Source organism: Streptomyces sp. NPDC029292, from assembly GCF_055569295.1.
The window spans coordinates 106,994-132,506 of the sequence record NZ_JBVHXR010000003.1 but is presented as its reverse complement, the minus strand read 5'-3'; the positions used below and the strand labels follow the sequence as shown (position 1 = coordinate 132,506).

The 25,513-nt window shown below is 70.6% G+C and carries 21 protein-coding genes and 2 pseudogenes; 12 read left to right on the top strand and 11 right to left on the bottom strand.

All coding sequences use genetic code 11. The features are described from left to right. Nucleotides 1-8: 8 nt before the first annotated feature. The 5 genes from ACZ4WS_RS08825 to ACZ4WS_RS08805 form a co-directional block, all read right to left on the bottom strand. A complete protein-coding gene (locus tag ACZ4WS_RS08825) occupies nucleotides 9-1,241 on the bottom strand; it encodes an MFS transporter (protein WP_467978535.1) in 1,233 nt (410 codons plus the stop codon). Nucleotides 1,242-1,376: 135 nt separating this feature from the next. After that, a complete protein-coding gene (locus ACZ4WS_RS08820; RefSeq protein WP_467978534.1) occupies nucleotides 1,377-2,804 on the bottom strand; it encodes a CitMHS family transporter in 1,428 nt (475 codons plus the stop codon). A 122-nt stretch (nucleotides 2,805-2,926) separates the two neighbouring features. Further along, nucleotides 2,927-5,263 (bottom strand): molybdopterin oxidoreductase family protein, encoded by a 2,337-nt coding sequence (locus ACZ4WS_RS08815; protein ID WP_467978532.1) that lies wholly within the window; start codon nucleotides 5,261-5,263, stop codon nucleotides 2,927-2,929. Between the two features lie 130 nt (nucleotides 5,264-5,393). Further along, entirely contained in the window at nucleotides 5,394-6,011 is a 618-nt protein-coding gene (locus ACZ4WS_RS08810) for a TetR/AcrR family transcriptional regulator (RefSeq protein ID WP_467978530.1), read from the bottom strand. Nucleotides 6,012-6,093: 82 nt separating this feature from the next. Next, nucleotides 6,094-6,609, bottom strand: a complete 516-nt coding sequence (locus tag ACZ4WS_RS08805) for a hypothetical protein (protein WP_467978528.1) — start codon at nucleotides 6,607-6,609, stop codon at nucleotides 6,094-6,096. Between the two features lie 185 nt (nucleotides 6,610-6,794). Between ACZ4WS_RS08805 and hmgA the strand changes: the two genes are divergently transcribed. Genes hmgA through ACZ4WS_RS08790 form a run of 3 tightly spaced genes read left to right on the top strand, consistent with a single transcriptional unit; the run spans nucleotide 6,795 to nucleotide 10,144 of the window. Further along, on the top strand, nucleotides 6,795-8,111 hold the full coding sequence (hmgA, locus tag ACZ4WS_RS08800) for a homogentisate 1,2-dioxygenase (RefSeq protein ID WP_467978527.1): 1,317 nt from the start codon (nucleotides 6,795-6,797) through the stop codon (nucleotides 8,109-8,111). A gap of 49 nt (nucleotides 8,112-8,160) precedes the next feature. Next, the gene (locus tag ACZ4WS_RS08795) at nucleotides 8,161-8,910 is read left to right on the top strand and encodes a GntR family transcriptional regulator (protein ID WP_467978526.1); all 750 of its coding nucleotides are present in this window, start codon (nucleotides 8,161-8,163) and stop codon (nucleotides 8,908-8,910) included. Nucleotides 8,911-8,959: 49 nt separating this feature from the next. After that, nucleotides 8,960-10,144 (top strand): type ISP restriction/modification enzyme, encoded by a 1,185-nt coding sequence (locus tag ACZ4WS_RS08790; RefSeq protein ID WP_467978524.1) that lies wholly within the window; start codon nucleotides 8,960-8,962, stop codon nucleotides 10,142-10,144. Nucleotides 10,145-10,151: 7 nt separating this feature from the next. Here the strand turns inward: ACZ4WS_RS08790 and ACZ4WS_RS08785 are convergent. Next, nucleotides 10,152-10,583: pseudogene (locus ACZ4WS_RS08785) on the bottom strand (TetR/AcrR family transcriptional regulator C-terminal domain-containing protein); the annotation flags it as partial. On the opposite strand from ACZ4WS_RS08785, the pseudogene ACZ4WS_RS08780 reads away from it, so the two are divergent. Then, nucleotides 10,583-10,912, top strand: a pseudogene (locus ACZ4WS_RS08780) (daunorubicin/doxorubicin resistance ABC transporter ATP-binding protein DrrA); the annotation flags it as partial. The pseudogenes ACZ4WS_RS08785 and ACZ4WS_RS08780 sit on opposite strands and share 1 nt — an antisense overlap. Beyond that, on the top strand, nucleotides 10,909-11,691 hold the full coding sequence (locus ACZ4WS_RS08775; RefSeq protein WP_467978522.1) for an ABC transporter permease: 783 nt from the start codon (nucleotides 10,909-10,911) through the stop codon (nucleotides 11,689-11,691). The pseudogene ACZ4WS_RS08780 and the gene ACZ4WS_RS08775, both read left to right, overlap by 4 nt. A gap of 117 nt (nucleotides 11,692-11,808) precedes the next feature. Here ACZ4WS_RS08775 and ACZ4WS_RS08770 read toward each other — a convergent pair whose 3' ends face one another. Then, nucleotides 11,809-12,303 carry a hypothetical protein gene (locus ACZ4WS_RS08770; RefSeq protein WP_467978520.1) on the bottom strand — a complete coding sequence of 165 codons (495 nt, stop codon included), beginning with the start codon at nucleotides 12,301-12,303 and terminating at the stop codon, nucleotides 11,809-11,811. An 85-nt stretch (nucleotides 12,304-12,388) separates the two neighbouring features. On the opposite strand from ACZ4WS_RS08770, the gene ACZ4WS_RS08765 reads away from it, so the two are divergent. After that, a complete protein-coding gene (locus ACZ4WS_RS08765) occupies nucleotides 12,389-13,621 on the top strand; it encodes a CaiB/BaiF CoA transferase family protein (RefSeq protein WP_467978519.1) in 1,233 nt (410 codons plus the stop codon). 138 nt (nucleotides 13,622-13,759) lie between these two features. On the opposite strand, the gene ACZ4WS_RS08760 is transcribed toward ACZ4WS_RS08765, so the two are convergent. The 3 genes from ACZ4WS_RS08760 to ACZ4WS_RS08750 all read right to left on the bottom strand — a co-directional run bounded on the left by ACZ4WS_RS08760 (nucleotide 13,760) and on the right by ACZ4WS_RS08750 (nucleotide 15,472). Then, nucleotides 13,760-14,029, bottom strand: coding sequence for a hypothetical protein (locus tag ACZ4WS_RS08760; protein WP_362032658.1), 270 nt, complete (start codon nucleotides 14,027-14,029; stop codon nucleotides 13,760-13,762). Between the two features lie 115 nt (nucleotides 14,030-14,144). Further along, a complete protein-coding gene (locus tag ACZ4WS_RS08755; RefSeq protein ID WP_467978518.1) occupies nucleotides 14,145-14,933 on the bottom strand; it encodes an anti-sigma factor in 789 nt (262 codons plus the stop codon). Next, complete coding sequence (locus ACZ4WS_RS08750) at nucleotides 14,930-15,472, bottom strand: sigma-70 family RNA polymerase sigma factor (protein ID WP_467978517.1); 543 nt, start codon at nucleotides 15,470-15,472, stop codon at nucleotides 14,930-14,932. Before ACZ4WS_RS08750 ends, ACZ4WS_RS08755 begins: the two co-directional genes overlap by 4 nt. A 242-nt stretch (nucleotides 15,473-15,714) precedes the next feature. Here ACZ4WS_RS08750 and ACZ4WS_RS08745 point away from each other — a divergent pair, with 242 nt between their 5' ends. The 4 genes from ACZ4WS_RS08745 (at nucleotide 15,715) to ACZ4WS_RS08730 (ending at nucleotide 22,232) form a co-directional block, all read left to right on the top strand. Beyond that, nucleotides 15,715-17,253, top strand: coding sequence for a DUF4331 domain-containing protein (locus ACZ4WS_RS08745; RefSeq protein WP_467978515.1), 1,539 nt, complete (start codon nucleotides 15,715-15,717; stop codon nucleotides 17,251-17,253). A 108-nt stretch (nucleotides 17,254-17,361) separates the two neighbouring features. Continuing rightward, nucleotides 17,362-18,822: a tetratricopeptide repeat protein gene (locus tag ACZ4WS_RS08740; protein ID WP_467978513.1), complete on the top strand. Its 1,461-nt coding sequence runs from the start codon at nucleotides 17,362-17,364 to the stop codon at nucleotides 18,820-18,822. Next, nucleotides 18,819-20,564: a nickel transporter gene (locus ACZ4WS_RS08735; RefSeq protein ID WP_467978512.1), complete on the top strand. Its 1,746-nt coding sequence runs from the start codon at nucleotides 18,819-18,821 to the stop codon at nucleotides 20,562-20,564. The genes ACZ4WS_RS08740 and ACZ4WS_RS08735 overlap by 4 nt, the downstream gene beginning before the upstream one ends. 45 nt (nucleotides 20,565-20,609) lie before the next feature. After that, nucleotides 20,610-22,232, top strand: coding sequence for a serine/threonine-protein kinase (locus ACZ4WS_RS08730; RefSeq protein WP_467978510.1), 1,623 nt, complete (start codon nucleotides 20,610-20,612; stop codon nucleotides 22,230-22,232). An 8-nt stretch (nucleotides 22,233-22,240) separates the two neighbouring features. Here ACZ4WS_RS08730 and ACZ4WS_RS08725 read toward each other — a convergent pair whose 3' ends face one another. After that, complete coding sequence (locus ACZ4WS_RS08725; protein WP_467978508.1) at nucleotides 22,241-23,050, bottom strand: SGNH/GDSL hydrolase family protein; 810 nt, start codon at nucleotides 23,048-23,050, stop codon at nucleotides 22,241-22,243. A gap of 311 nt (nucleotides 23,051-23,361) precedes the next feature. Between ACZ4WS_RS08725 and ACZ4WS_RS08720 the strand changes: the two genes are divergently transcribed. Both ACZ4WS_RS08720 and ACZ4WS_RS08715 read left to right on the top strand, forming a co-directional pair. Then, complete coding sequence (locus ACZ4WS_RS08720) at nucleotides 23,362-24,570, top strand: S8 family peptidase (protein ID WP_467978507.1); 1,209 nt, start codon at nucleotides 23,362-23,364, stop codon at nucleotides 24,568-24,570. A gap of 251 nt (nucleotides 24,571-24,821) precedes the next feature. Then, a complete protein-coding gene (locus ACZ4WS_RS08715) occupies nucleotides 24,822-25,169 on the top strand; it encodes a hypothetical protein (RefSeq protein ID WP_467978505.1) in 348 nt (115 codons plus the stop codon). Nucleotides 25,170-25,513 lie beyond the last annotated feature (344 nt).

The window sequence follows — 25,513 nt, the reverse complement described above, 5'->3', positions numbered from 1 at the left end:
ACGCCCCGTCAGATATCGCTCTTCCGGCGCAAAGGCGCCCGGGGCTGCCGCAGCGACTCACCGGAACCTCGGGCAGGCTTCGCCGGCGAGCGCAACGCGATCCCCGACGACAGCAGCAACAGCGCCCCGAGCATCACGAACGGCGCGGCCACGCCCGCCACTCCGGCGACCAGACCCGCCGTGGCGGGCGCGGCGACCTGACCGAGCCGGTTGCCGGTCAGCCGCAGGGCGAGCGCCGTGGAACGGGCGTCGTCCGGAGCGGCCTGGACAACCGTCGTCATCGACAGCGGCTGACCGACGCCGAGACAGAAGCCGAGGACCGTGAGCATCACGCCGATCGCCCACACCGGCACCGGCAGCGCGATGCCCGCGCACAGCACACCCGCCACCAGACAGGTCACGGTGAGCAGGGCGGCGCGGCCCAGCAGCCGCAGCATCGGCGTCATCACCAGACGGCAGGCGATGGTGGCCGCCGCACGCAGGCTCAGCAGCACGCCGATCATGGAGGGCGCGATGCCCCGGTGCTCGCCGACCACCGGCAGATATGCGGTGAGGATGTCCGTCGCGGACAGCACGGCGAGACTGATGAAGATGCCCGCGGGCACACCCCGGGTCCACAGGATCCGGTGCACGGGGACCCGGTCGCCTTGCGGCGTACGGGACTTGGCCGTCGTACGGCGTTCAATGCGCCACAGCGAGGTGAACGAGACCGCTGCGACCGCGCCCGCGACCAGCAACGCCAGCGCGCTGGTGCCCGCCATGTCGGGGCCGCCGATCAGGGCGCCCGCGGCGATCGGCCCGACCAGCTGGCCCAGGGACGCGCCGATCGTGAAGTGGCCGAAGTTGCGGTCCTGTTCGTGCGGAGCGGACTGGCGGGCGACGATCGACTGGGCACCGATGACGAAGCAGAGGTGGCCGAGGCCCATCACGCCACTCCACGCCGCCATCGCCGTGAGCGAGTTCGCCGTACCGCTGAGCGCACAGCCTCCGGCGATGAGGACGACGCCGACCGGCAGCAGCGGGGCGCAGCGTCCGTGGTCGGTGCGGCGGCCCAACGGTACGGCGGCGAAAAGGGGGAGCAGGGCGTAGACGCCCGCGATCACGCCGATCGCGCGCTCGTCCGCGCCCAGGGCGAGGGCCCGGTAGGAGACTGCGGGCCGGGCCATCGACACCGCCGCCTGCGCGAAGCTGAAGGCTATGACGAGGCGAAACAGCCAGCCGCGGTTCTCACCGGGGACCACGGGGGGACCTCCACTCGAGGACGGATAACAGACAACTGGTAACAGACGACGGATGACGGATGACAGGTAACAGATGACGGATGATGAAATCTGTTATCCGTCATCTGTTACCTGTCATCCAAATGTTGTCAACTGTCAGATGATGCCGAACAGGATTCCGGCCCCGAGCACCACCATCGAAGTGAGCGCCGCCCACTTCACCACGAACCGCGTGTGGTCTCCGAACTCGACCTTGGCCATGCCCACCAGGACGTATACGGCCGGGACGAGCGGGCTCGACATGTGCAGCGGCTGGCCGACGAGCGAGGCGCGGGCGATCTCCAGGGACGAGACGCCGTGCGCGTGGCCCGCCTCGGCGAGGACCGGGAGAATGCCGAAGTAGAAGCCGTCGTTCGACATGAAGTACGTGAGCGGGATGCTCAGGATGCCGGTGACGAAGGCCATGTGGGGGCCCATGCCGTCGGGGATGTTGGAGACCAGCCACTCGGCCATGTGGTCGACCATGCCGGTGCCCTGGAGGACGCCGGTGAAGACGGCGGCGGCGAAGACCATGCCGGAGACGTTGAGGACGTTCTCGGCGTGGGCTCCGAGGCGGGCCTTCTGGTCGGGCATGTGCGGGAAGTTGACGGTGAGCGCGAGCGCGGCTCCGAGCAGGAACAGCACCGGGATCGGCAGCCACTCCATGATCATGGCCGTGAGGAGCGTGACCGTGAGGAGCGCGTTGAACCAGTAGAGCTTGGGGCGCAGGGTGGCGCGGTTGGGGTCGAGGCCCTGGAAGCCGTCGTCCTCGTCGGGCACCTCGGCATCCGCGTCCGCACCGGCGCCCGAACCACCGGTGGCCACGGCCTTCTTGTCACCGGAGCCGGAGCCGGAGCCGGACCCGGAGCCGCCCGCGCCGACCAGAACCGTCTCGGCCTCCTGCGGCTCCAGCACCTCGTCCAGCGTCAGCACACCGAGCCGCTTGCGCTCGCGCCGCCCGAGGACGTACGAGAGGGCGAAGACGCCGAGCAGACCGACGGCGAGGGCCGGGATCATCGGCACGAAGATGTCGCTGGCGTCCAGCTTCAGCGCGGTCGCGGCGCGGGCGGTCGGGCCGCCCCAGGGCAGCGTGTTCATCACGCCGTTGGCCATCGCGGCGACGCCGGTCATCACGACCAGGCTCATCTTCAGGCGCTTGTACAGCGGGTACATCGCCGAGACCGTGATCATGAAGGTGGTCGAGCCGTCGCCGTCGAGGGAGACGATCGCGGCGAGAAGCGCCGTGCCGACCACGATCCGCAGCGGATCGGCTTTGCAGAACTTGAGGATCCCCCGGACGATCGGGTCGAAGAGACCGACGTCGATCATCACACCGAAGTAGACGATCGCGAACATGAGCATCGCCGCCGTGGGGGCGAGGCTGGTGACGCCGTCGATGACGTAGTCACCGAGCTTGGCGCCCTTTCCGACGAAGACACAGAAGAGTGCCGGAATCAGCACGAGCGCCGCGATCGGCGACATCTTCTTCAGCATGATCAGGACCAGGAAGGTCGCGATCATGGTGAAGCCGAGGATGGTCAGCATGAGTGGATTGCCTAACGTTCGCCCTTGAACTCCCACCAGGGCCGGTGGTGCGATGACGTTAGGTCGCACTCGAACGCGTTAACAAGATGTTGACACGCGAGCAATAAGCGCAAAACTCCAGGTCACAGCCTTGTCTCGGCGAGCGCGAGCTCCACGGGCACGCCATTGAGTACTGCCGTGCCCGACAGCGGGTCGAGCAGCGAGCCGTCGAGGAGCTGGTTGACGTTGACGCCCGGGTCCAGGGCGGCGTGGCTCATCCGGGTGCCCGGCCGACCGTGTCCCCAGCCGTGCGGCAGGCTCACCACACCGCGCCGTACGGCGTCCGTGACCTCGGCGGGGGCGGTCACCTCTCCCCCGGCGCCCTTGACGCGTACGGCCGCCCCGTCGCCGAGCCCGAGGCGTTCGGCGTCCTCGGGGTGGATGTGCAGGGTGCAGCGGTTGGTGCCGCCGGTGAGCGCGGGCACGTTGTGCATCCAGCTGTTGTTGGACCGCAGATGGCGGCGGCCCACCAGCACCAGGCCTGTCGGGCGCTCACGCAGCGCCTCCCGCAGCCGTGGGAGATCGTCGACGATCGGTCCGGGCAGCAGCTCGATCTTCCCGCTGGGCGTCTTCAGGGGCTGCGGAAGGCGTGACCGCAGCGGCCCGAGGTCGATTCCGTGCGGATGTGCGAGCAGCTGCTCCAGGGTCAGGCCGTCCGGCCGGGCGCCGAAGCCGTCGCCGTACGGGCCGAGGCGCAGCATCATGTCGAGCCGCCGCTCGGGACCGTTCTCGCCGGTGAGCTGGGCGGCGAGCTCGCGGGGGTCGCGCCCGTGCACCGGCCCGTGCGCGTCCTTGGCCGCCTTGCCGAGGGTGGAGTCGATGACCATCGTGTCCACGGCGGACGGGTCGGCGCCGTGCATGCCGGTCGCGGCGAGGACGAGGCGCGCGAGGATCTCGGTCTCCGCCATGCGGCCCGGCTCCAGGGGGACGGCGGGGCGGGTGTAGCGGACCTGGTTGCGCACGGCGAGGGTGTTGAAGGCGAAGTCGTGGTGGGCGCTCTGCGAGGGCGGGGGCGGCGGCAGGACGACGTGCGCGTGGCGCGAGGTCTCGTTCAGGTAGGGGTCGACGCTGATCATGAAGTCCAGTGAGTCGAGGGCCTTGTCGAGGCGGTCGCCGTCGGGCGCGGAGAGTACGGGGTTGGCGGCTATCGAGATGAGGGCGCGGACCGGGCTGCCCTCCTGCGTGGCGGTGTCGATCTCCTCGGCGAGCGCGGACAGCGGCAGCTCGCCCTTGGCCTCCGGGTGGCCGCTCACCCTGCTGCGCCAGCGCCCCAGTGCGAAGCCGTGTCCGGGCCCGGCGGGACGGGGCGTCTTGTCGGTCGCGGCCTGCGGGAAGAGGGCGCCGCCGGGGTGGTCGAGGTTGCCGGTGAGGATGTTGAGGACGTCGACGAGCCAGCTCGCGAGGGTGCCGTGCGGGACGGTGCAGCTGCCGATGCGACCGTATACGGCCGCGGTGGGCGCGGCGGCGAGCTCGCGCGCCAGCTCCCGGATGGTGTCCGCATCCACGTCGCAGGCCTCGCTCGCGGCCTCGGGGGTGAAGTCCCGTACGGTGTCGGCGAGTTCGTCCAGGCCCTGGACGTGCGGGGCGAGGTCGCCCAGGTCGACGAGTTTCTCCTCGAAGAGGACGTACGTCATCGCCGCGAGCAGGGTCGCGTCGGTGCCGGGGCGGATGGCCACGTGCCGGTCGGCGAGTTTCGCCGTGCGTGTGCGCCTCGGGTCGATGACGGTCAGTGTGCCGCCGCGCGCCCGCAGCGCTTTGAGCTTGCCCGGGAAGTCGGGGGCGGTGCACAGACTCCCGTTGGATTCCAGGGGGTTGGCACCGATGAGCAGCAGGTGGTCGGTGTGGTCCAGGTCCGGTACGGGGATCGCGTTGGCGTCGCCGTACAGCAGCCCACTCGACACGTGCTTGGGCATCTGGTCGACCGTGGAGGCGGTGAAGAGGCTGTGGGTGCGCAGCCCGGCGAGCAGGACGGGCGGGTAGAGGGCGCCGGCCATGGTGTGCACGTTCGGGTTTCCGAGGACGACGCCGAGGGCGTGTGGCCCGTGCTGCTCGACGACCGGCCGCAGCCCCGCGGCGATCGCGTCGAACGCCTCCTCCCAGGTCGCCTCCCGCAGCTCGCCGTCCTTGCGGACGAGGGGGGTGCGCAGCCGGTCGGGGTCCCCGTCGACCGCCCCGAAGGAGGCGCCCTTCGGACAGATGAACCCCTTGCTGAACACGTCGTCGCGGTCGCCCCGGGCGCCGGTCACGCGGGTGCCCTCGATGGTGAGCGTCAGCCCGCAGGTGGCCTCACAGAGGGGGCAGACGCGTAGCGCGGTACGGGAGTCGGTGGTGGTGCCGGAGGTGCGGGACACGGGTCCTCCCGGAGGGCGGTGACGGCGGTGGCACACGGGCTGGGGCCGAGCATACCGACCGGTATGCATGGAGGGGAGGGCCCGCTGGGGGTCAGGTCGGAAATTCGCCGACGCTTCGTCCCGGGACCCTGACGGTCCGACCCAAGACCCTGACGGTCCGGCCCAGGACCCAGACGGTTCAGTCCCGCACCCAGACGGTTCAGTCCAGGACCCTGGCGAGGTAAGCCCGCAGCAGTTCCCGGGTCTCTCCGATGATCCGTTCGTCTCCCTCCGGGGCGACCCGGAAGGCCAGGTGGACCAGGGTGTCGGCGGTCTCCACGGCGATGAGGAAGGTGCGGCGGAGATCCTCGTCGGGGGTTCGGTCGAGGTAGCCGGAGAGCAGCTCGGTGAGGCGGTCGGCGACGCGGGTGTTGGGTTCGGTGTAGCGGGAGCCGACCGGGATCTGGTTGCCGAAGTCGACGAGGGAGAAGCCGGGCGCGGTGCGTTTCATGGCGAGGTACTCGTCGAGTACGGCGTCCATGGCCACGCGCCAGCCTCCCCCGCCGGTCTCCTGGAGGCGCTGGGTGACGCGTTCGGCATAGCGCTCCAGGTTGCGCTGGGCAAGCGCGTCGGCCATCGCGCGCTTGTTGCCGAAGAAGCGGTAGACGGAGCCGATGGGTACGCCGGCGCGCTGGGCCACGGCCCGGGTGCTCAGGGCGTCGTAGCCGACCTCGTCGAGGAGGTCGGCGCAGGCGTCGAGGATTCTGGTCAGTCGTTCGGCACTGCGGCGTTGCACGGGAGCTCGGCGCAGCGAGGTCGCTTGGGGCACGGGCTTCATGATGCCTTTCCGCCGGGGTCCGGTGAACCTCCGGTATCAGTACGGGCCCGGGTGCCGGTCACACTCATCGTCTTCGCGGACGTCATGGCGCCCGGGTCGACCCGGCCCGGGACGCCGTGATGTCCGCGGTGCTCTCGACGGGTTTGCCGTGGACGGCCCACACGGTGCCGTCGTCCGCGTACAGGCGCGCGGTGACATGGTGGGTACCGCGCGTGACGAGGCCGCCGGCGAGGTGGTACTTGGTGGTGCGGAGCCGGGCGATGGTCCGGCCGTCCACGTAGAGGTGCGCGATGCCCCGTCCGGCCACCGGCACGGATCGCGTACCGGCGGGCGAGAAGCGGAAGTTGCGGACGGTCAGTGTCACGGCCCAGCTGTCGTCGGAGGCGGGCTGGACCTCGATCGCGATCTCCGGCGCACCCTTCTTGTCCACCTCACGGTAGAGCCGTCCCTCCTCGTCCGACTCGTCCAGCAATTTACCCACGGGCGAGGCCGACGCTTCGTCCCTCCGCTCGTGCGCATCGCTGGTGCCGCAGCCCGCCGATCCGCCGAGCAGGGCGCAGACCGCGAGCGCGGCGAACAGTCCACGCGTCCACCACATGCCGGGGAGCGTAGAACACCGCTCCGACAGTTCGGATCCCCCAGGAGTCGGGTTCTTCGGCCGTGCGGCGACCCCTGGGTAGTACGCCGGGCGACGATTTCGGCCAGCGCCCGGAGTCGGCCTCTTGCGCACGGAAAACCTGAATCCTACGGTGATGCATAGGAATCAGGCGCGAGGGAGCGATCATGAGCGGGGACGCAAGGAAGACGGCCGAGGGGCTGACCTACCTCTCCGGTTTCGGCAACGAACACAGCTCGGAGGCGGTCCCGGGGGCACTCCCGCACGGCCGCAACTCACCGCAGCGCGCACCGCTCGGGCTGTACGCGGAGCAGCTGAGCGGTGCGGCGTTCACCGAGCCGAGGGCGCACAACCGGCGCTCCTGGCTGTACCGGATCCGCCCGTCGGCCGCGCACCCCTCCTTCACCCGTACGGAGAACGGCGCGCTGCGCACGGCGCCCTTCACGGAGACCGTGCCCGACCCCAACCGCCTCCGCTGGAACCCGCTGCCCGAGCCCCCCGCGGGAACGGACTTCCTCGCGGGGCTCTGGACGCTCGGCGGCAACGGCGACGCGACCCAGCGCACCGGCATGGCGGTGCACCTGTATCACGCCAACTCCTCGATGGAGCGGGTGTTCAGCGACGCCGACGGTGAACTGCTGATCGTGCCGGAGCGCGGCGGGCTGCTGCTGCGCACCGAGTTCGGGCTGCTGCATGTGGAGCCCAGCCAGGTCGCGCTGATTCCTCGTGGGGTCCGCTTCCGTGTGGAGCTACTGGATGCTTCCGCGCGCGGCTATGTGTGCGAGAACTACGGAGCGCCCTTCCGGCTCCCCGACCTCGGCCCGATCGGCGCCAATGGACTCGCCAACGTCCGGGACTTCCTGGCGCCCGTCGCCGCGTTCGAGGACGTGGAGGGCCCGGTCGAGGTGGTGAACAAGTTCTGCGGCAACCTCTGGACGGCGACGTACGACCATTCGCCGCTGGATGTGGTCGCCTGGCACGGCAACCATGTGCCGTACGTCTATGATCTGCGCCGTTTCAATGTGATCGGCACCATCAGCTACGACCACCCGGACCCGTCGATCTTCACGGTGCTGACGTCTCCGTCGGACACTCCGGGCCTCGCGGGCGTCGACTTCGTGGTCTTCGCGCCGCGCTGGCTGGTGGGCGAGGACACGTTCCGGCCGCCGTACTTCCACCGGAATGTGATGAGCGAGTACATGGGGCTCATCGAGGGCGCGTACGACGCCAAGGCGGAGGGATTCGTTCCGGGCGGCGGTTCGCTGCACAACATGATGTCGGCGCACGGGCCGGACCGGGAGACCTTCGACCGGGCGAGCGCCGCCGAGCTGAAGCCGCAGAAGATCGACGACGGGCTCGCGTTCATGTTCGAAACGCGCTGGCCGGTGACGGCCACGGCGCAGGCGGCGCGGGCGGAGCATCTGCAACGCGGGTACGACGACGTGTGGCAGGGCCTCCAGCGGCACTTCCGCCCGGTCGACTGACCTGCACCGCCCGTTGCACTGAACTCCCGCGACCTGTACGGATACCCTCGTGACCTCCTTCGCCCCGGACTCGATCGTCCTGAACCGCAAGTTGCCGCTCTGGTATCAGGTGTCGCAGTCCCTGCGCGCCTCGATACTCGGCCGCTCGCCCCGGGACCCGCTGCGCCTGCCCACGGAGGAGCAGCTGGCGGGGCACTACGGGGTGAGTGTGCTGACCATGCGGCAGGCGCTCAAGGAGCTGGAGGACGAGGGGCTCATCACGCGGCATCGCAGGCGTGGCACGTTCATCGAGCCGAGCGCGCAGCGGGGTGCGCCCGTGCGGCTGCTCGGCTCGGTGGACGCGATCGTGGCCCAGCAGTCGGGCATGACGACCGAGCTGCTCGACCACGGCACGGTGCCGGTGTCCGCCGAACTCGCCGAGTACTTCCCGGATCTGGCCGAGGTAGGGACGTACCACCGGTTGCGCAGCGACGAGAAGACGGGCGAGCCGACGAACCACGCGCGCAACTACGTCCGCCCCGAACTGGCGGCGCTGATCGACCCGGAGGACCTGACGCGCTGGCCCATGACCAAGGTGCTGCGGGATGTGGTGGGCGTGCGGATCAGCCGCATCACGGACACCGTGGAGGCCCGGCTCGCGGACCCGGAGACGGCGCGGCTGCTCCAAGTCCCGCTGCTCAGCCCGATCCTGCACTACACGGGCATCGTGCACGGCGAGGACGGGCGCGCCCTGGACGTGGCCCGTATCCACTACCGGGGCGACCGTTTCTCGTTCACGGTCACCCTCGACGCCCACTGAGCACGTGGTCATGCCGTACGAGGCCGGCGCTCAGCACGCACGTCGTACGATGCCCAGCGTGACGCACGACGACGCTCCGCTGCTCGCGGACCTCATGCCGTGGTCCGTCGCACCGCCGAGGCTGGGCCGGGGGTGGCCGACGGCCCCCGACGCCGCGTCCCTCAGGGCACGGTGGGACGCCCTGCTGAAGGCCGAAGGGCCGGACCGTGAGGCGCTGTTCGGACCGACGCGCTCGCGCACGCCGCACTCGGCGGTCGCGCAGTTGCCGGGGCAGTCCACCGGGACGGGCCGTCTGGCGCGCGAGTCGGGTCCCTGTCCGCAGCCGGTACGCGTCCTGCACGGGCCCTTCGACGAGCAGTGGCTGATCCCCGACCACCGGCTGATCGACGCGGCCCGCCCCGAGTTGTGGCGGGTGGCCGACGAGCGGCAGTCTTTCGCGGTCGAGCAGACGGTGGTGCCCCAGGGGTCGGGGCCGGTGCTGCTGGTCGCCTCCGCGCTGCCGCTGAGCGCCGGCCGCGGCGGCCGTGTCCGCCCCCTCTACCGGCGCCCCGGCGGCCTCGAACCGAACCTGACGCCGGGCCTGTTGGAGCACCTAGGCACCCGCCTGGGCCACTCCCCCGACCCCGTCGACGTGCTCGCCTGGACGGTGGCGGTCGCGCGGCCGGGCCGGGACGGATGCGCGGTCCCGCTCACCGCGGATCCCGACGTGTGGGCGCACGGCGTCGAGTTGGGCCGCCGGCTGCTGTGGCTGATGCGGCGCGACGGTGAGCGGCCCAAGCTCCCCGGGGGCCGTCGACCGTACGTCCGTGCCCCGCTCCCGGCCCTCCCGCTCGATCTGCGCTACGACCGCGACGAGGAGGCCCTCGAGCTCGGCGAGGGCCGGATCTCCCCGGTCCCGCCGGAGGCCTGGGACTTCGAGGTGGGCGGAGTGCGCGTACTGGAGCAGTGGTTCGCGGCCAGGACGGAACTGCCGCCCGAGGCGGGCGCCCTGGAGACGATCCGGCCCGCGACCTGGCCGCAGGCGTGGACGTCCGAGCTGCTGGAACTCGTCACCGTGCTGGCGCTGCTCGCGGAACTGCGGCCCCAGCAGGCCGAGATGACGATCGCGTCGCCGATCACACGGGGCGAGCTGCGCAAGGCGGGCGTCCTCCCGGTATCTGATGCGGCACGTCGCCCCGCCTCCGTCCTCGACCATCATGAAGAGGGTCCCGAAGGCCAGTTCGCGCTCCTCTAGCCCCTGTCTAGCCCCTGGGTTCGAACCCGTCGAGGAGCCGCTGAAGCGCCCGCTGGAACACCGCCTCCAGGTCGATCGGCCCGGCGTCCTCCATGAAGGCCGCCGCCATCCGCGGATACGCGCCGGTCGCCACCTGGCTGCCGAGATAGGCGATCCGGACCGCGTTCTCCTGCTCCTCGGACCAGGGCAGGGAGCGGGCGCGTTCGACGGTGGCCAGCTCGTTCGCGACGTACGTCGTCACGACGCCGTTGAGCATCGCGATCAGCTCGATCTTCGTGCCGTACGAGGCGTCGAACGAGTCGAGACAGGCCAGGCAGTGCTCCAGATAGCGCAGGGCGTTGGGGCTGAAGCCGTAGAGCGGGGACATCAGGCCCGGCAGCCAGGGGTGGCGGTGCATGAGAGCGCGGGTCTGATGCGCGACCCGGAGCATGTCGGCGCGCGGAGGTGGTCGTGGCGCACGCGGACGCGATGCCCGCAGCGGCGACCGTACTGGACCAACTCACCGGCAACGAGCCCGCGTTCGACCGGGAGCGGTGCGCGGTGGGCGCCGTCACCACCGACTCGACGCTGACACTCCCGCGTCTCGTCCGTGAACTCGACGCCGCGAGCGTGCCGTTGCTCGACGCGAGCCTGCGTCCGCCGACCCTCGACGACGTCTTCCTCCGCCTCATCGGAGGCCGCACCGAAAGCGGCGACGCAGACGGCGCCGCAGGCCGCACCGTCGGCTTCGCCGAAGGCCGGACCGACCGCAAGGAGCTCGTGACATGAGTACGTTGGCGTACGACGGCACCGCGATGCTGGGCCGCCATCTGCGGCGGATCCGGCACAATCCCGGGCTGCTGATCCTCACCCAGACCATGCCCGTCACGATGCTGCTGTTCTTCGGCTATGTCTTCGGCAGCGCCCTCGCGACACCCGGGCAGGAGTACCGCGCCTTCCTGGTGCCGGGGCTCATGGTGGCGACCGGCGCCAACGGGATCATGACCGGGATGTTCCAGGCCGCCCAGGACTCGCACCGGGGCGTGATGGACCGCTTCCGTACGCTGCCGATGAGCCGGGCCGCCGTGCCGTTCGGGCAGGCGGCCGCGGATCTGGTCGTCACGGCCGCCGGCTTGGTGCCGCTGATGCTGGTCGGGCTCGCGGTGGGCTGGCGGATCGAGGGGTCGGCGCCCGAAGCGGTGGGCGCCGTGGGGCTGTTGCTGCTGTTCCGGTTCGCCACGACGTGGATCGGCATTCTGCTGGGGCTGGCCTCGCAGAGTGAGGAGGCGGCCGGACAGTTGGGCTCCGCGACCTTCCTCCTGCCACTGCTGTCCAACGCCTACATCCCCACCGGCAATCTGCCGGGCTGGCTGCGCGCGGTGGCCGAGTGGAACCCGATCAGCGCGGTGGCCACAGCGCTACGGGACCTGTTCGGGAACGCGTCCGTGCCGGCCGAAGGCGCGTGGCCGGTGACGCATCCCGTCGCCGGGTCGCTGGCCTGGTGCGCCGCGCTCATCGCGGTGTTCCTGCCGCTCGCCATCCGCCGGTACGCGACCGGAGGACGGTGAGCGGCATGCGCAACGCCCGTATCTGGACGCCGAGCTCCTGAGTCTTGCCGCTGGACTTCTGCGTCTCGGCGCTGAGCTCCTGCGTCTGAGCCGTGAGTTCGGACCCAGCGACGAGAGCTACGAGAGCTTCCCCTGGGAGACCACCCGCTTCGGGGGCCACGTGATGTTCTTCGGCGGCCACTTCTGACCGGTCTTCTTCAGGAACCACTCCGGGGGCTCGTACATCGGCGGCTCATTGCCGTCCGGGAGCGCCGTCTTCCAGTCGACGTCCTTCGTGCGCTCGTTGAACTCGTCCTTGATCGCCTTGAGCCGCTCGGGCTGGGTGAGCAGGTCGACGGCGGTCGCCGCGAGGTACTGGGCGGCGGCGATGACGGCGGCCCGACCGGGGGCCGCGGCCGCGCGTACGCGGTGGACCAGGTGCGCAGCTTGGTGCCGATGGGGGCGAGCGCGGCGCCCATCGAGACGGTCGGCACGTTCCGGCTGATGTCGGCGACATCGGTCGATCCGCCGTCGGCTCAGCGCCGGGCCGTTCGCGGCCGTCGACTCGGGTTCACGCTGGTCATGCAGGTCACACACGCGCACCTCAGGGGTGAGGTTGGGTGTATCGGCCATGTGAATCGTGTAAACGATCAGCCCCCTGGCCCCCGAACATTGCCCCGTCAACCTTCGTGCATGACAAAGGTGTTACGCACCAGACATGATCCACCGCATGCAGCCACATTCCGCGGCCCCTGCGGCCAGTCAGCCCCTGCCGCTCGAAGGCATCACCGTCGTCGCCGTCGAACAGGCGGTCGCGGCGCCCTTCGCGACCCGTCAGCTGGCCGATCTGGGCGCCCGGGTCATCAAGGTCGAGCGCGTCGACGGCGGCGACTTCGCCCGTGGTTACGACACGGCGGCGCATGGCCTCGCCTCGCACTTCGTGTGGTGCAACCGGGGCAAGGAATCCGTCGCGCTGGACCTCAAGGACCCGCGCGGCCTGGACGTCGTACGGCGTCTCGTCGCGGACGCGGACGTGTTCGTGCAGAACCTCGCGCAGGGTGCGGCGGCGCGGCTCGGCCTGGACGCGGCGACGCTGTGCGCGGCGCATCCGCGGCTGATCGCCGTGGACATCTCGGGGTACGGGGCGTCGGGCCCCTACGCCGGCAAGCGCGCGTACGACATGCTCGTGCAGTGCGAGGCGGGGCTCGTGTCGGTGACGGGGACGCCGGAGCAGCCGGTGAAGGCGGGGATTCCGGCGGCGGACATCGCGGCGGCCATGTACGCGTTCTCCGGGGTGCTCGCGGCACTGGTGCGGCGTGGCACGACCGGGCGCGGGGGCCCGGTGGAGGTGTCGATGCTGGAGGCGCTGGCGGAGTGGATGGGGCATCCGCTGCACTATGCGATGCACGGAGGAACTCCCCCGGCGCGCACGGGTCTCGCGCACGCCGTCATCGCGCCGTACGACGCCTATCCGACGGCGGACGGCGGTCGGGTGCTGCTGTCGGTGCAGAATGACCGGGAGTGGCGCAGGCTCGCTCACCAGGTGCTGGGGCAGCCGGAGTTGGTGGACGATCCGGCGTACGCGACGAACGCGGCGCGGGTCGACAACCGGGAGCGGGTCGATGCTCTGGTGGCGAAGACCCTTGCCGCGCTCGGTGCCGACGAGGCCGTGGCACGGCTGGAGGGTGCGGGCATCGCGTGCGCGCGCCTGAGGGACGTACGGGAGGTGGCGGAGCATCCGCAGCTGGCGGCCAGGGACCGGTGGCGGGAAGTGGGCTCACCGGTGGGGCCGTTGCGGGCACTGCTGCCGCCGATCACCCTGCCGGGTGGGGGTGAGGCGCGGATGGGTGACGTGCCCCGGCTCGGGGAGCACACCGGGGCGGTGTTGCGGACGCTCGGGATGACGGACGCGGACGTCGCGGAGCTGCGGCGGGACGGGGTGGCTCACTGAGCGCGACCACCCGCGCCCCGGCTCGGCCCACCTGGCGCCGCTGCCTGCCGTGGGGATGACGGACGCGGAAGTGCAGCGCTGCGCCAGGTCGGTGGGATCGCCGGAGCACGGGTCGGAAACGCCGGTGCCGATTGCCGTTCAGCGGCCGCCGAACAGCGAACGGCGCAGCCGCTTCAACGGTGCGAAGAGCGAGACTCGCCTCACTCGCGCGCCCCTGCCGCTGCTGTCGTGCGCGGTGTCACGCGCGGTGAGCTCACGCATCAGTGACGTCGCCTCAGCCGTCTCACGCTGCGGGATGGCAGGGCCGCCCAGCACCGCGAGATGGCGGTCGAGGCGCGAACTGGTCGCACTGCTCCCGCAGGTGATCGCAGGGACACGTGCCCTGCTGCGCACTGTTATCTGTTCCATGTCACTCCCCACCCGTACGAGTCCACCCGGCCCGGGCAGGCTAACCCTATCGCTCCCTCGTGGCACTCGTGTATCGCGGGCGCAGGATTCACCTTCCCCGTAAGGGTGTTGACGATTACTCTCCGAATCCAACCGATTCCAGGGCGAGTTGGACAACTGGTGTAGTGGTGGGCTGTACTGAGCCACCGTGAGGTTCGACGGTCACAGCGAGTGACGTGGCGTTCATATTCAGACCACCGGCGACCAAGGGCGTGTCGCCGTCGAAGAGCCCGAGCGAGCGCGGATTCTCGTTGGGGCGCATGAGCCACAGCTGATGCACGCGCCCCCCGGAGGGAGTGCCGAGTCCGCTCACCGTCACGACGGCGCGCCGCTCCGATGCGGAGGCCACCACTCCGATTCCGCGCCCCTGCGCGTCCCGCTCACTGGTCGCGCGCGCGTCGGGTGCCGCGAGAACGTGGGCGATCTCACGTGCCTGGGCGCGCTCCTGGTCGAGCCTGTCCTGGGTCTGTGTCGCCTGCACGGCGAAGAGCGAGGCCACGACGAGGGCCGCGGCGGCCGTGGTGGTGGCGAGCGGGGCCAGCAGCGGCCGGAAACGGGGTGCACGCGCGCGTGCCGGCTGAGCGGAGACACGCACGCGTGACGCCTCCAGGGGCGAGGGATCCTGCGGGGTGGTGCGTACGGCGGTCAGGACCCGGTCGCGCAAGGCGGCCGGCGCCGGCGCTGCGGTGGACCAGGCGAGGCGTACCGCGTCCTCGGTCAGCGCCCGCACTTCGGCCGAGCAGCGCGTACAACCGCGCAGGTGGCGCTCGAAGCGCCGGCGCTCGTCGGGTTCCAGGGCGTCCAGCGCGTAGGGCGCGGCGAGGGAGTGGAGTTCACGGCGCGTCATGCGGTCGAGGAGGCTCATGCGGCACCTCCCAGGCATTCGCGCAGGCGGGTGAGTCCGTCGCGCATACGGGTCTTGACGGTGCCGAGCGGCAGGGAGAGCCGTTCGGCGACTTCACGGTACGTGTAGCCGTCGTAGTAGGCGAGGGTGACGGACTGTCGCTGGAGGGCGGTGAGTCGATCGAGGCAGCGACGGACCCACTCGCGTTCGAGTCCGGCCTCCACCTCCTCGGCGACCTGGTCGAAGGCGGGATGGTGCGCGCGCCGCCCCTCGCGCTGCTCGCGCTCGGTGGCCGCGCGGGCGCTGCGGACTCGGTCGACGGCGCGGCGGTGCGCGAGGGTGAGGATCCACGACAGGGCGCTGCCGCGGCCGGGGTCGAACCGCGCGGCCGAGCGCCAGAGTTCGAGCAGCACCTCCTGGGCCACCTCCTCCGACTGCGCGGGGTCCCGGACCACGCGCCGCACCAGTCCGAACACCGGCCCGGACACCAGTCCGTACAGCTTCTCGAATGCCTTCTGGTCGCCTCCGGCCACGAGCACCAGAAGTTCGTCCGCCTCCACCCGTCCCCCTCTCTTCGGCCGCGTACGGCCCGTCCCTTCACTTACGTGTTCGCAGCGAGTGTGGCTACGGATGGGGTTACGGATCAGCGAACCGAAAACGCGGGTCCGTCGCCGAACAAACGGGCTCGTCGATGAAACAAGCCGGCCAAGCCGCCGTAAAGACGTGTGGGATTCGACCAATCCACCCCGGCGACCGCTCCGAATGGCGTGCGTCAGGCAATTGGGACGTGAGGACGGACGGCATGACACCTATCTCCAGGAGCGGCGTGGGACGCAGGAGTCTCGCGAGCCTCATCTGTGGTGCGCTGGCCGCCGGGGGGCTCGCAGCCGCCGGCGTGACCGCGCTGGAACCGGGGGCGGCCTCCGCCTCCAGCCACCGGGAAGCCCCGCTGATCTCGGGGCAGCCCCAGTACGACAACACGGACGTGTACGCGTTCGTGAGCCCCGACAAGCCCGATACGACAACCATCGTGGCGAACTGGATCCCCTTCGAGGATCCCGCCGGAGGACCGAACTTCTACACGTTCGCCGACGACGCCCAGTACGACATTCACATCGACAACAACGGTGACGCGCAGGGCGAGTTGGTCTACCGCTACACCTTCAAGACGCACCGCAAGAACGGCAACACCTTCCTCTACAACACGGGTCCGGTCACCAGCCTCGACGACCCCGACCTGAACATCACGCAGACGTACGACATCGATCTGCTGCGGCTGCACAACCAGCAGCTCGTCTCGAAGACCAAGGTCGCGGACGACATCCCCGTGGCGCCGTCGAACGTCGGCAACGCGTCGATGCCGGACTACACCAAGCTGCGCAACCAGGCCGTGTACAAGCTCGCGGGCAACTCCACGACGTTCGCCGGTCAGGCGGACGACCCGTTCTTCCTGGATCTGCGCGTCTTCGACCTGCTGTACGGCGGCAACCTGTCCGAGGTCGGGCGGGACACGCTCAAGGGCTACAACGTCAACTCCATAGCCCTACAGGTGCCGAACGACATGATCCGCGAATCGGCCGGACAGCCGATCGTCGGCATCTGGTCCACCACGCAGCGCAAGGACGCGCACGGTGACTGGACGCAGGTCTCCCGGCTCGGCAGTCCGCTGGTCAACGAGGTCGTCAACCCGCAGAAGGACAAGGACAAGTTCAACGCGTCCGCGCCGTGGAACGACGCCCAGTTCCTGAAGAACGTGACCAACCCCGAACTGCCCAAGCTCATCGAGGCGATCTACAAGATCAAGGCGCCCGCGGAGCCCAGGAACGACCTGGTCGACGTGTTCCTGAAGGGCGTGAAGGGCCTCAACCAGCCGCCCAACGTCCGCCCGGCGGAGGAGCTGCGGCTCAACACCTCCATCAAGCCCACCGCGCATCCCAAGCGGCTCGGTGTGCTCGACGGCGACAACGCGGGCTTCCCGAACGGGCGTCGGCTCACCGACGACGTGATCGACGCCTCGCTCCAGGTGGTCGAGGGTGAACTGGTCGGCTCCAAGAACGACTTGGGCGACGCGGTCGACAAGAACGACAAGAAGTTCGAGCACTCCTTCCCGTACGTGGCCGAGCCGACCTCGGGTTCGCGGGGACCGCTGGCGAAGGGCACGACCAGTGGGAGCGACGTGCGCAACCAACTGGGTGACGCACTGAAGCCCGCGGGGTCCTCCGGCAGCGGCACCGACACGACGCTGATAGCGGCCTCCGCTGCGGCGGGCGCGGCCGGGTTCCTGCTGATCGCCACCGGCCTGCTGTGGTGGCGCCGGCGGATGCAGAACCGGGCCTACTGACCCGGCTCACCGACTGGCGCGGCCCGCACGTACTCATCCCCCACTGCGCGGGCCGCGCCGCCCCACCCCCACAACGACCGTTCCTTTCAAGGACTTTGAGGAGAGGGCATGTCCCCGCGTAAGAACGAGAGCGCGCCGACAGACGCCGAGGAGACCACTCCTCCCCAGGCGAGCCCAGTGGGGGCCACGGACGTGGCCGACGACGAGCGCGCAGCCGCCGTCCGGCGGCTCTCCGCGTCCCAGCGTCGCTGGCGGGCAGCCCAACTAGCCGGTTGTGCGGCCTTGTTGGCCGTGGCCCTCACCGCGGGAGCCGTGGTCCTCGGGGCCGCCCGGGACGGCGGAACGTCGACCGTCGCGTCCGCGCCCACCGGTGTGTCGCCGCAGTTGCTCGCCGGCGGGGATCTCGACGCGAGCATCACTGCTCTGCAGGCTCATCTCCGCGCTCAGCCGAAGGACTTCGGCGGCTGGGCGACGCTCGGCCTCGCGTACGTGGAGCAGGCCCGCACGAAGGGCGATCCCTCCCGGTACCCGCAGGCGCAGCGCGCGCTCGACCGGTCCCTGGAGCTGCGGCCCGGCAATGAATCCGCGCTGGCGGGGCGCGCCGCCCTCGCCGCGGCGCGGCACGACTTCACCGGCGCTCTGACGTACGCGGACAGGGTGCTGAAGCAGAACCCGTACAGCGAGCGCGCCCTCTCCTCCCGTATCGACGCGCTGGTCGAACTCGGGCGCTACGACGACGCGTCGAAGGCCGCCGACGTGGCCGACTCGCGCCGTCCGGGCGTGCCCGTCTTCACGCGGTACGCCTACGTGCACGAGCTGCGCGGCGATGTGAAGACCGCCCGCCGGGTCCTTCGGCAGGCGCTCAGCACGGCGACGAGCAGGGGCGACGTCGCGTACGTGGCGACCGCGCTCGGCCAACTCGCCTGGAATCAGGGCGAGTACGACAGCGCCCTCACGTACTACGCGCGGGCGCTCGGCGCCGACGACACCTATCTGCCCGCGCTCGAAGGACGTGCCCGAGCCCAGGCCGCGCAGGGCGACCGGGCGGCGGCGATCCGCGGTATGGAGCAGGTCGTGGAGCGCTATCCGCTGCCCCAGCCCCTGGTCGAGCTGGGTGAGTTGTACGAGGCACGCGGCAACGCGGGCGATGCCCAGAAGGCCCGCGACCAGTACTCCCTGGTGAACGCCTGGGTCTCGCTGGCCCGCGCCAACGGCGTCAACGCCGATCTCGACACCGCGCTGGCCGCCGCCGACCACGGCGACCGCGAGGCCGCGCTCAAGGCGGCCCGCGCCGAATGGGCCCGCCGCCACACCGTGCACACCGCGGACGCCCTCGCCTGGGCCCTGCTCAGGAGCGGCCGCGACAAGGAAGCCCTGCCGTACGCCCGCGAAGCCACGGCCACCGGCTACCGCAACGCGTCCTTCCTCTACCACCGCGGCATGATCGAGCGCGCCACCGGTCACGAGAAGGAGGCCCGCGCCTCGCTGAAGTCAGCTCTCGACCTGAACCCGGGCTTCTCACCGCTGGGCGCCCGCGCGGCCCGCACGGCATTGGAGGCCGCCAAGTGACCCGTACGTTGCGCCGCGCGCTCGGCTCCTGCGCGGCCGTCCTCACGGCCGCCTGCGCGCTCGTCCTCGTCCCCTCGGGGCATGCGAGCGCGCATCCGCTCGGGAACTTCACCGTCAACCGGTACGACGGACTCGTCGCCGCCCCCGGACACCTGCGCGTCGACCACGTCGAGGACCTGGCGGAGATCCCGGCCACGCAGGCCCAGCCGCAGATCAGGAAGCTCGGGATGACTAACTGGGCCCGCGCGCGGTGCCAGTCGGCGGCGCAGGGCAGCGAGGTCACCGTCGGCGGGCGCGAGGTCCCGCTCACCGTCGGCGAGAGCCACGCGCGCGTGCGGCCCGGACAGGCGGGGCTCAACACCCTGCGCGTGGAGTGCGCGTTGAGGGCGGCGCTCCCCAAAGGGGACACCGTCTCGGTGGGCTTCCACAGTGCCGGGGCCGACCGTGGGCCCGGCTGGCGCGAGATCACCGCGCGCGGCGACCGGATGACGCTCACTTCGTCGGACGTACCGAAGGAATCGTTGTCGCGGCGGCTGACCCAGTACCCGAAGGAACTCCTGTCGTCACCGGCCGACACCGCGTCCGCGTCCCTGCGGGTGCGGGCCGGTGGTCCCGCGCTCGTCGAGGACGGCCGTGCCGCGCCCGCCGTCTCGGTTCTGCCGCGCGGCGCCGACCGCTGGACACAGGCGCTCGACGGGCTGGTGGCCCGCCACGACCTGACACTCGGCTTCGCCGCCCTCGCCCTGCTCATCTCGGTGGGCCTCGGCGCGATGCACGCGCTCGCGCCGGGCCACGGCAAGACCCTGATGGCCGCGACGGCCGCGGCCCGCGGCGGCCGGGCCGGTCTGCGCGACGTCCTGCCGCTCGCCGCCTCGGTGACGGTCACCCACACCCTGGGCGTCGTCGCCCTCGGCCTGCTGATAACGGCCGGTTCGGCCGCGGCGCCCTCGGTGATCGCCTGGCTGGGCGTGGCGAGCGGGGTCCTGGTGACGATGGCGGGGGCGACGCTCGTGCGACGGGCCTGGCGGAACCGGGGACATGGACACGGGCACGCCCATGAGCACGGGCGTGCCCGTGATCACGAGCATGCCCACGGACATGAACACGAGCACACGCACACCGACCACGAGCACGCGCACAGCCACGAACACGCCGACCACCCGCACCAGCACCAGCACCAGCACCAGCACGCCGAGCAGCGCGAACGCCCGCTGGTGCTCGCCCACGCCCACGCCCACGCGTCCGGGTCCGCGTCCGCGTCCGCATCAACAAGCGCTCACCACACACCCCACCCCCATGACCACGGGCACGGGCACGGGCACGGGCACCCCCACTCCCCCCACTCCCCCACCGTCGAGCACACCCACGGCGGCTTCACCCACACCCACTCCACCGCCCCCACCCTCCGCGGCACGATCCTGCTCGGCTTCGCCGGAGGACTCGTGCCGAGTCCCTCCGCCGTGGTCGTCCTGGTGGGCGCCGCGGCGCTGGGACAGGCGTGGTTCGGATTTCTCCTCGTCCTCGCGTACGGCGCCGGGCTCGCCCTGACGCTCACGGCGGCGGGGTTCGCCGTCGTCAAGCTGGGCGGCGGGATGACCCGGGCCCTGGCCAGGCGCCCACGGTGGGCCGGGGGACGAACCGCGGCCCTCGTGCGCCGGACCGTACCCCTGGGATCCGCGTTCGTCGTCGTAGCCCTTGGGGCGGGATTGGTGTTCAGGGGGGCGGCATCCGCACTCGGCTGAGCTACTTTTGTGGAGAAAACGCGCGGATGCGAATGGGGGACGCACGTGTCCGAAGATCCGGGCAGTGAACGTGTGATCGCGGGGCGCTACCGCCTTCTGTCGCCCTTGGGCGAGGGCGGCATGGGGACGGTGTGGCGCGCCCGCGACGAAGTGCTGCAGCGCGAGGTCGCCGTGAAGGAGGTGCGCGCACCCGCCGGGCTCCTGGTGCAGGAGGTCGAGCGGATGTACGCCCGCCTGGAGCGCGAGGCCTGGGCGGCCGCCCGTATCTCGAACCGCAATGTGGTGACGGTGTACGACGTGGCCGCCGAGGACGGCCGCCCCTGGATCGTGATGGAGCTGATCCGTGGCCTCGCCCTCTCCGATCTCCTGGACGCCGAGGGCCCGCTCCCGCCGCAGCGCGCCGCGCACATCGGCGTCGAGGTGCTCGCCGCGCTGCGGGCCGCACACGAGGCGGGGGTCCTGCACCGCGATGTGAAGCCGGGCAACGTCCTGATGGCGAACGACGGACGGATCGTTCTCACGGACTTCGGCATCGCGATGGTCGAGGGCAGTTCCGCGCTGACCATGACCGGCGAGGTCATCGGCTCGCCCGAATTCCTCGCCCCGGAGCGGGCGTTGGGCCGCACACCCGGCCCCGAATCGGACCTGTGGTCGCTCGGGGTGCTCCTGTACGCGGCGGTCGAGGGCAACTCGCCGTTCCGTCAGAACACTCCGCTGAGCACACTGCGGGCCATCGTCGACGAGCCGTTGCGGCTGCCGCACCATGCGGGCCCGCTCACTCCCGTCATCGAGGGGCTGCTGGTCAAGGATCCGGCCGAGCGGATGAGCGCCGAGCAGGCGGAGCGCGATCTGCGGCTCGTCGCCGCGGGCGGCACCCTCCCCACCTCGACGCCGGGGCCGCTGCCCCCGACCCCCGATGCGGAGACGCTCGCCGCGTTCGGCCAGCCTCCGCCGGGACCACCGGGACCGCCTGTCCCCCCAGCCCGGACTCCGGTCACGACCGCCACTTCGACGGAGCCCGCCCGCAATCGCCGCGCCGCCGTCGTCCTGATCGCGGGCCTGGTCGCGCTCGCCCTCGCCCTCGGCGGACTGACCTACGCCCTGCTGAACCGCGACAGCGGAGACAAGGGCCAAGGGAGCGCCAGCAGCAGTGGGCCCAACAGCAGTTCAGGCGGCGGGAGTTCGAACGGCGGTGGCTCCGAAAGCAGCAGCAACAACAGCGGCGCGATCGGCGGAAATCCGTCCACCGGCACACCCGGCGGCGGCCATACGACCACCACCCCGCCCGCCCAGTCCGTGAGCGTGACGGTCACGGGGCAGCGCACCGACTACTCAGGCGCCTGTCCGCCGCCCGGCGCCCAGGCGCCCTCGTTCACGGCGACGTTCACGGTGGGCCTGGTACCGGCGGAGGTCGAGTACCGCTGGGTGACGAAGAACGGCGATGTCACCGACCCGGCCTGGAAGACCCTCTCGTTCCCCGCTGGCGGCGGCAGGACCCAGCAGAAGACGGTCGTCGCGACGACGTACGACACGAGCGGGACCTTTCAGAACGAGATCAGCGTGGAGGTCCGCAGCCCCGTCCACACGACCTCCAACTCCGTCCCGTTCTCCCTTACTTGCGTGACGGAGACCCCGACGGACGGGGCCTCCGCTTCCGCCTCACCGTAGGAGGGTGATCAGGCCACGCCGTTGAAGACCGGCAGATAGCCGCCGGAGTGACCGGCCGCGGTCGGGTGGTACGACTCGCCGATGTTCAGCCAGTTGAGGCTGTGCAGCCAGGAGTCGCCGGAGCAGATCTCGTGACTGGTGAAGGTGGTCCTGACGTCGCCGAAGGTGAAGCCGTGGTCGGCGGCGCGCTTGGCGATCGCGCTGTCCAGATAGTCGGCGGCGCCGTTGATCGCGGACCGTTCGGTCTCCGAAAGGCCCGCCACACAGCTGCCGTTGAGCTGGTAGAAGCGGGGGTAGCCGAGAACCACCACATGGGCGGCGGGGGCCTTCGCGCTGATCGCCGAGTAGACGGTGTCGAGCTTGCCGGGGAGTGTCGAGTCGACGTATGCCTTCGCCGTGGCGATCCGCGCGAGGCAGGAGCTCTCGGACTGGAGCACACACGTCGTCATGACGTCGGAGAAGCCCGCGTCATTGCCGCCGATGCTGATGGAGACAAGGCCGGTGGAGGAGCTGAGCGGGCTCAGCTGATTCGCCGTGACATCACCCGTAAGAGCGCCCGAGCAGGCGGTGAAGTCGAACGACGCGGGTGAATGGGCGGCCGACCAGAGGTAGGGGTACGCCTTCGTGCTGCGCTTGCAGTCGCCGCTGGAGCTGATGTAGCTGCCGGCACCGACACCGGACGAGTACGAGTCACCGAGGGCCACATAACCGCCGGCCACGGCGGTGGGGGACGCCTGCGCCGTCGCTGCCCCGGTGAGGGCGAGGCCGACGGCGAGGAGGAGTGAGGTCACGTATGCCGTAATTCGGGAACGTCTCATGGAACCTCCCTTTAGCAGGATCTCTGCCACAACTGTCGTAGCAGCTACGCGTGTTGACAGGAAGTGTCCATGCCAAGACTTTTCATCCCTTACCGGAGTCCCCCCTGTGCGTTCACCATGCGTTCGATTACGTGTCCATGACAGGAATGTGACAAGGCGTCAACTCCCTTGAGCAACACCCGTAGATGACCGACTCTTTACTCGGCCCTGGGTGGAACGCAACGCTCCGGGCCGTGCGCACGACCACTCGCGCACCCCCACAGCGCGCGCCCCACACCTGCGCGCGCCGCCTTGAGGAGGACTCCCTCGTAATGGCACAGCTGCGTAGCAAGAAGATCCGTATCGCCGCGATCACCTCCGTGGCAACCGCCGCCCTGCTGGCCGGATTCACCACACTTCCCGCCCAGGCCGCCCCGGCCCAGGGCAAGGTGCTCGCCGCCGGCTCCCCCACAGCGATCAAGGGCAGCTACATCGTCACGCTCAAGAAGGGCGCCGGCTTCAAGGCCGCGTCGAGCGCGGGCAAGGGCCTGATCAACGAGTACGGCGGCACGGTGAAGAAGACGTTCGGCGCCGCGCTGAACGGCTACACGGCCAACCTCTCGGCGACCGAGGCCAAGAGACTCGCCGCCGACCCGGCGGTGGCCGCCGTCGAACAGAACCAGACGGTGCACCTGACCGACACCACACAGTCCAGCGCCCCCTGGGGACTGGACCGCATCGACCAGGCGGCGCTGCCGCTGTCCGGCACGTACACCTATCCGGACACGGCGGGCAGCGGCGTGACGGCGTACGTCATCGACACCGGCGTCCGCATCACGCACACCCAGATCAGCGGCCGGGCCTCGTACGGCTATGACGCCGTGGACGGCGACACCACCGCCTCGGACGGCAACGGCCACGGCACCCATGTGGCCACGACCATCGCGGGCACGACCTACGGGGTCGCCAAGAAGGCGAACATCGTGGCCGTCCGCGTGCTCGACAACAGCGGCTCCGGCACCACCGCCGGCGTCATCGCGGGCATCGACTGGGTGACCGCGAACCACACCACTCCGTCGGTCGCCAACATGTCGCTCGGCGGCTCCGCCTCCACCTCGCTGGACACGGCCGTGGCGAACTCCATCGCCAGTGGCGTGACCTACGCGATCGCGGCGGGCAACAGCGGCGCCAACGCCTCCTCGTACTCCCCCGCCCGGGTCTCCACGGCGATCACCGTCGGCGCCACCGGCTCCACGGACGCCAAGGCGAGCTGGTCCAACTACGGTTCGGTCCTTGACATCTTCGCCCCGGGCGTCTCGATCGTGGCGGGCTACAACACCAGCGACACCGCCACCGCGACGCTCTCCGGTACCTCGATGGCCACCCCGCACGTCGCGGGCGCGGCCGCCGTCTACCTCGCGGGCCACACCTCGGCCACCCCGGCCCAGGTCGCCACGGCCCTGGTGAACGGTGCCACCTCCGGCGTGGTCACCAGCCCGGGTACCGGTTCGCCGAACAAGCTGCTCAAGATCGTCTCGTAGCGCCTCAACCAGCCTGATCCGAACGGCAGTTCCCCGGAGGCAGCCGGCGCCTCCGGGGAACACCTGTTTAAAGCTCCCCAAGAACCGTCATGAGCGACTTCCGCATCTTGACGGCCGCCCGACCGCTGCGCGACATTGAAGCCCGGCATCCGGCGCTTCGGGGGGCAAAGTCGCCCATGCAGACCATACGCATCAAGACACCTTCATCAGACAGCGCGGAGCGGTCACGGCAAGGTCCGGGGAGGGACCTGTTGCCGCTGCTCGCGGGTGCCGCGACCGTGGTCGGGGGCGTCGGTGCGGTCCTTGCGCTCGCCGACGCGGACTCACCGCTGCGCGGCCCGTTCACGTTGTTCTTCCTGCTCGCGGCGCCGTCGGTGGCCGTCGCGGCCGCACTGCGCGGGCTGGAACCGTTCGGCCGTGTCCTGACGTCGGTCGCGGGCGCGGTCGTCGTCAATATGCTGGTGGCCCAGGGCATGCTGGCCGTGCACCGGTGGTCCGTCCGCGGCGGGGTCGTGGCCGTGACCGCGCTCAGCGTCCTCCTTCTCCTGCTGGTGCTGGTACGGCGGCTGCACGGCCGCACGGCGCGAAGGCGGACCTGAACGGCTCGCCCGAGCTGGGAAACCCGTTCCGACGCTGTTCGAGCCGGCCGACAGGGTCCTCAAACGGATGGGGAAAATCCGTTCGAGGTATTAGGTAACGGCCAAACCAACAAAAACGTGAGGCCTCGTTCCAGGTCTTGCCATACGGACGCAATCGTCAATACCGTCGTACATCTCACCCGCATCGGTCCATCACGCACATGCGATCTAGGGGAGGGCTCAAGATCGCGATGACGGTCCGGCGCGGGGCGCGGTAGGGGGGTGCCGTGCTCGGTGACCACACTTGTGCCGAGTCGTGCCGCGCGACCGGCTTCCGTTTTCCGAAAGCCGGCCAGCTTTGCCAG

Bases quoted from the DNA above. Each gene is read 5' to 3' on its own strand.
- ACZ4WS_RS08775 (WP_467978522.1), top strand. From the start codon at position 10,909: ATGAGTACGTTGGCGTACGACGGCACCGCGATGCTGGGCCGCCATCTG.
- ACZ4WS_RS08820 (WP_467978534.1), bottom strand. From the start codon at position 2,804: ATGCTGACCATCCTCGGCTTCACCATGATCGCGACCTTCCTGGTCCTG.
- ACZ4WS_RS08815 (WP_467978532.1), bottom strand. From the start codon at position 5,263: ATGCATACCGGTCGGTATGCTCGGCCCCAGCCCGTGTGCCACCGCCGT.
- ACZ4WS_RS08720 (WP_467978507.1), top strand. From the start codon at position 23,362: ATGGCACAGCTGCGTAGCAAGAAGATCCGTATCGCCGCGATCACCTCC.
- ACZ4WS_RS08740 (WP_467978513.1), top strand. From the start codon at position 17,362: ATGTCCCCGCGTAAGAACGAGAGCGCGCCGACAGACGCCGAGGAGACC.
- ACZ4WS_RS08760 (WP_362032658.1), bottom strand. From the start codon at position 14,029: ATGGAACAGATAACAGTGCGCAGCAGGGCACGTGTCCCTGCGATCACC.
- ACZ4WS_RS08805 (WP_467978528.1), bottom strand. From the start codon at position 6,609: ATGTGGTGGACGCGTGGACTGTTCGCCGCGCTCGCGGTCTGCGCCCTG.
- ACZ4WS_RS08765 (WP_467978519.1), top strand. From the start codon at position 12,389: ATGATCCACCGCATGCAGCCACATTCCGCGGCCCCTGCGGCCAGTCAG.
- ACZ4WS_RS08745 (WP_467978515.1), top strand. From the start codon at position 15,715: ATGACACCTATCTCCAGGAGCGGCGTGGGACGCAGGAGTCTCGCGAGC.
- ACZ4WS_RS08755 (WP_467978518.1), bottom strand. From the start codon at position 14,933: ATGAGCCTCCTCGACCGCATGACGCGCCGTGAACTCCACTCCCTCGCC.
- ACZ4WS_RS08725 (WP_467978508.1), bottom strand. From the start codon at position 23,050: ATGAGACGTTCCCGAATTACGGCATACGTGACCTCACTCCTCCTCGCC.
- ACZ4WS_RS08810 (WP_467978530.1), bottom strand. From the start codon at position 6,011: ATGAAGCCCGTGCCCCAAGCGACCTCGCTGCGCCGAGCTCCCGTGCAA.
- ACZ4WS_RS08790 (WP_467978524.1), top strand. From the start codon at position 8,960: ATGCCCAGCGTGACGCACGACGACGCTCCGCTGCTCGCGGACCTCATG.
- hmgA (WP_467978527.1), top strand. From the start codon at position 6,795: ATGAGCGGGGACGCAAGGAAGACGGCCGAGGGGCTGACCTACCTCTCC.
- ACZ4WS_RS08770 (WP_467978520.1), bottom strand. From the start codon at position 12,303: ATGGCCGATACACCCAACCTCACCCCTGAGGTGCGCGTGTGTGACCTG.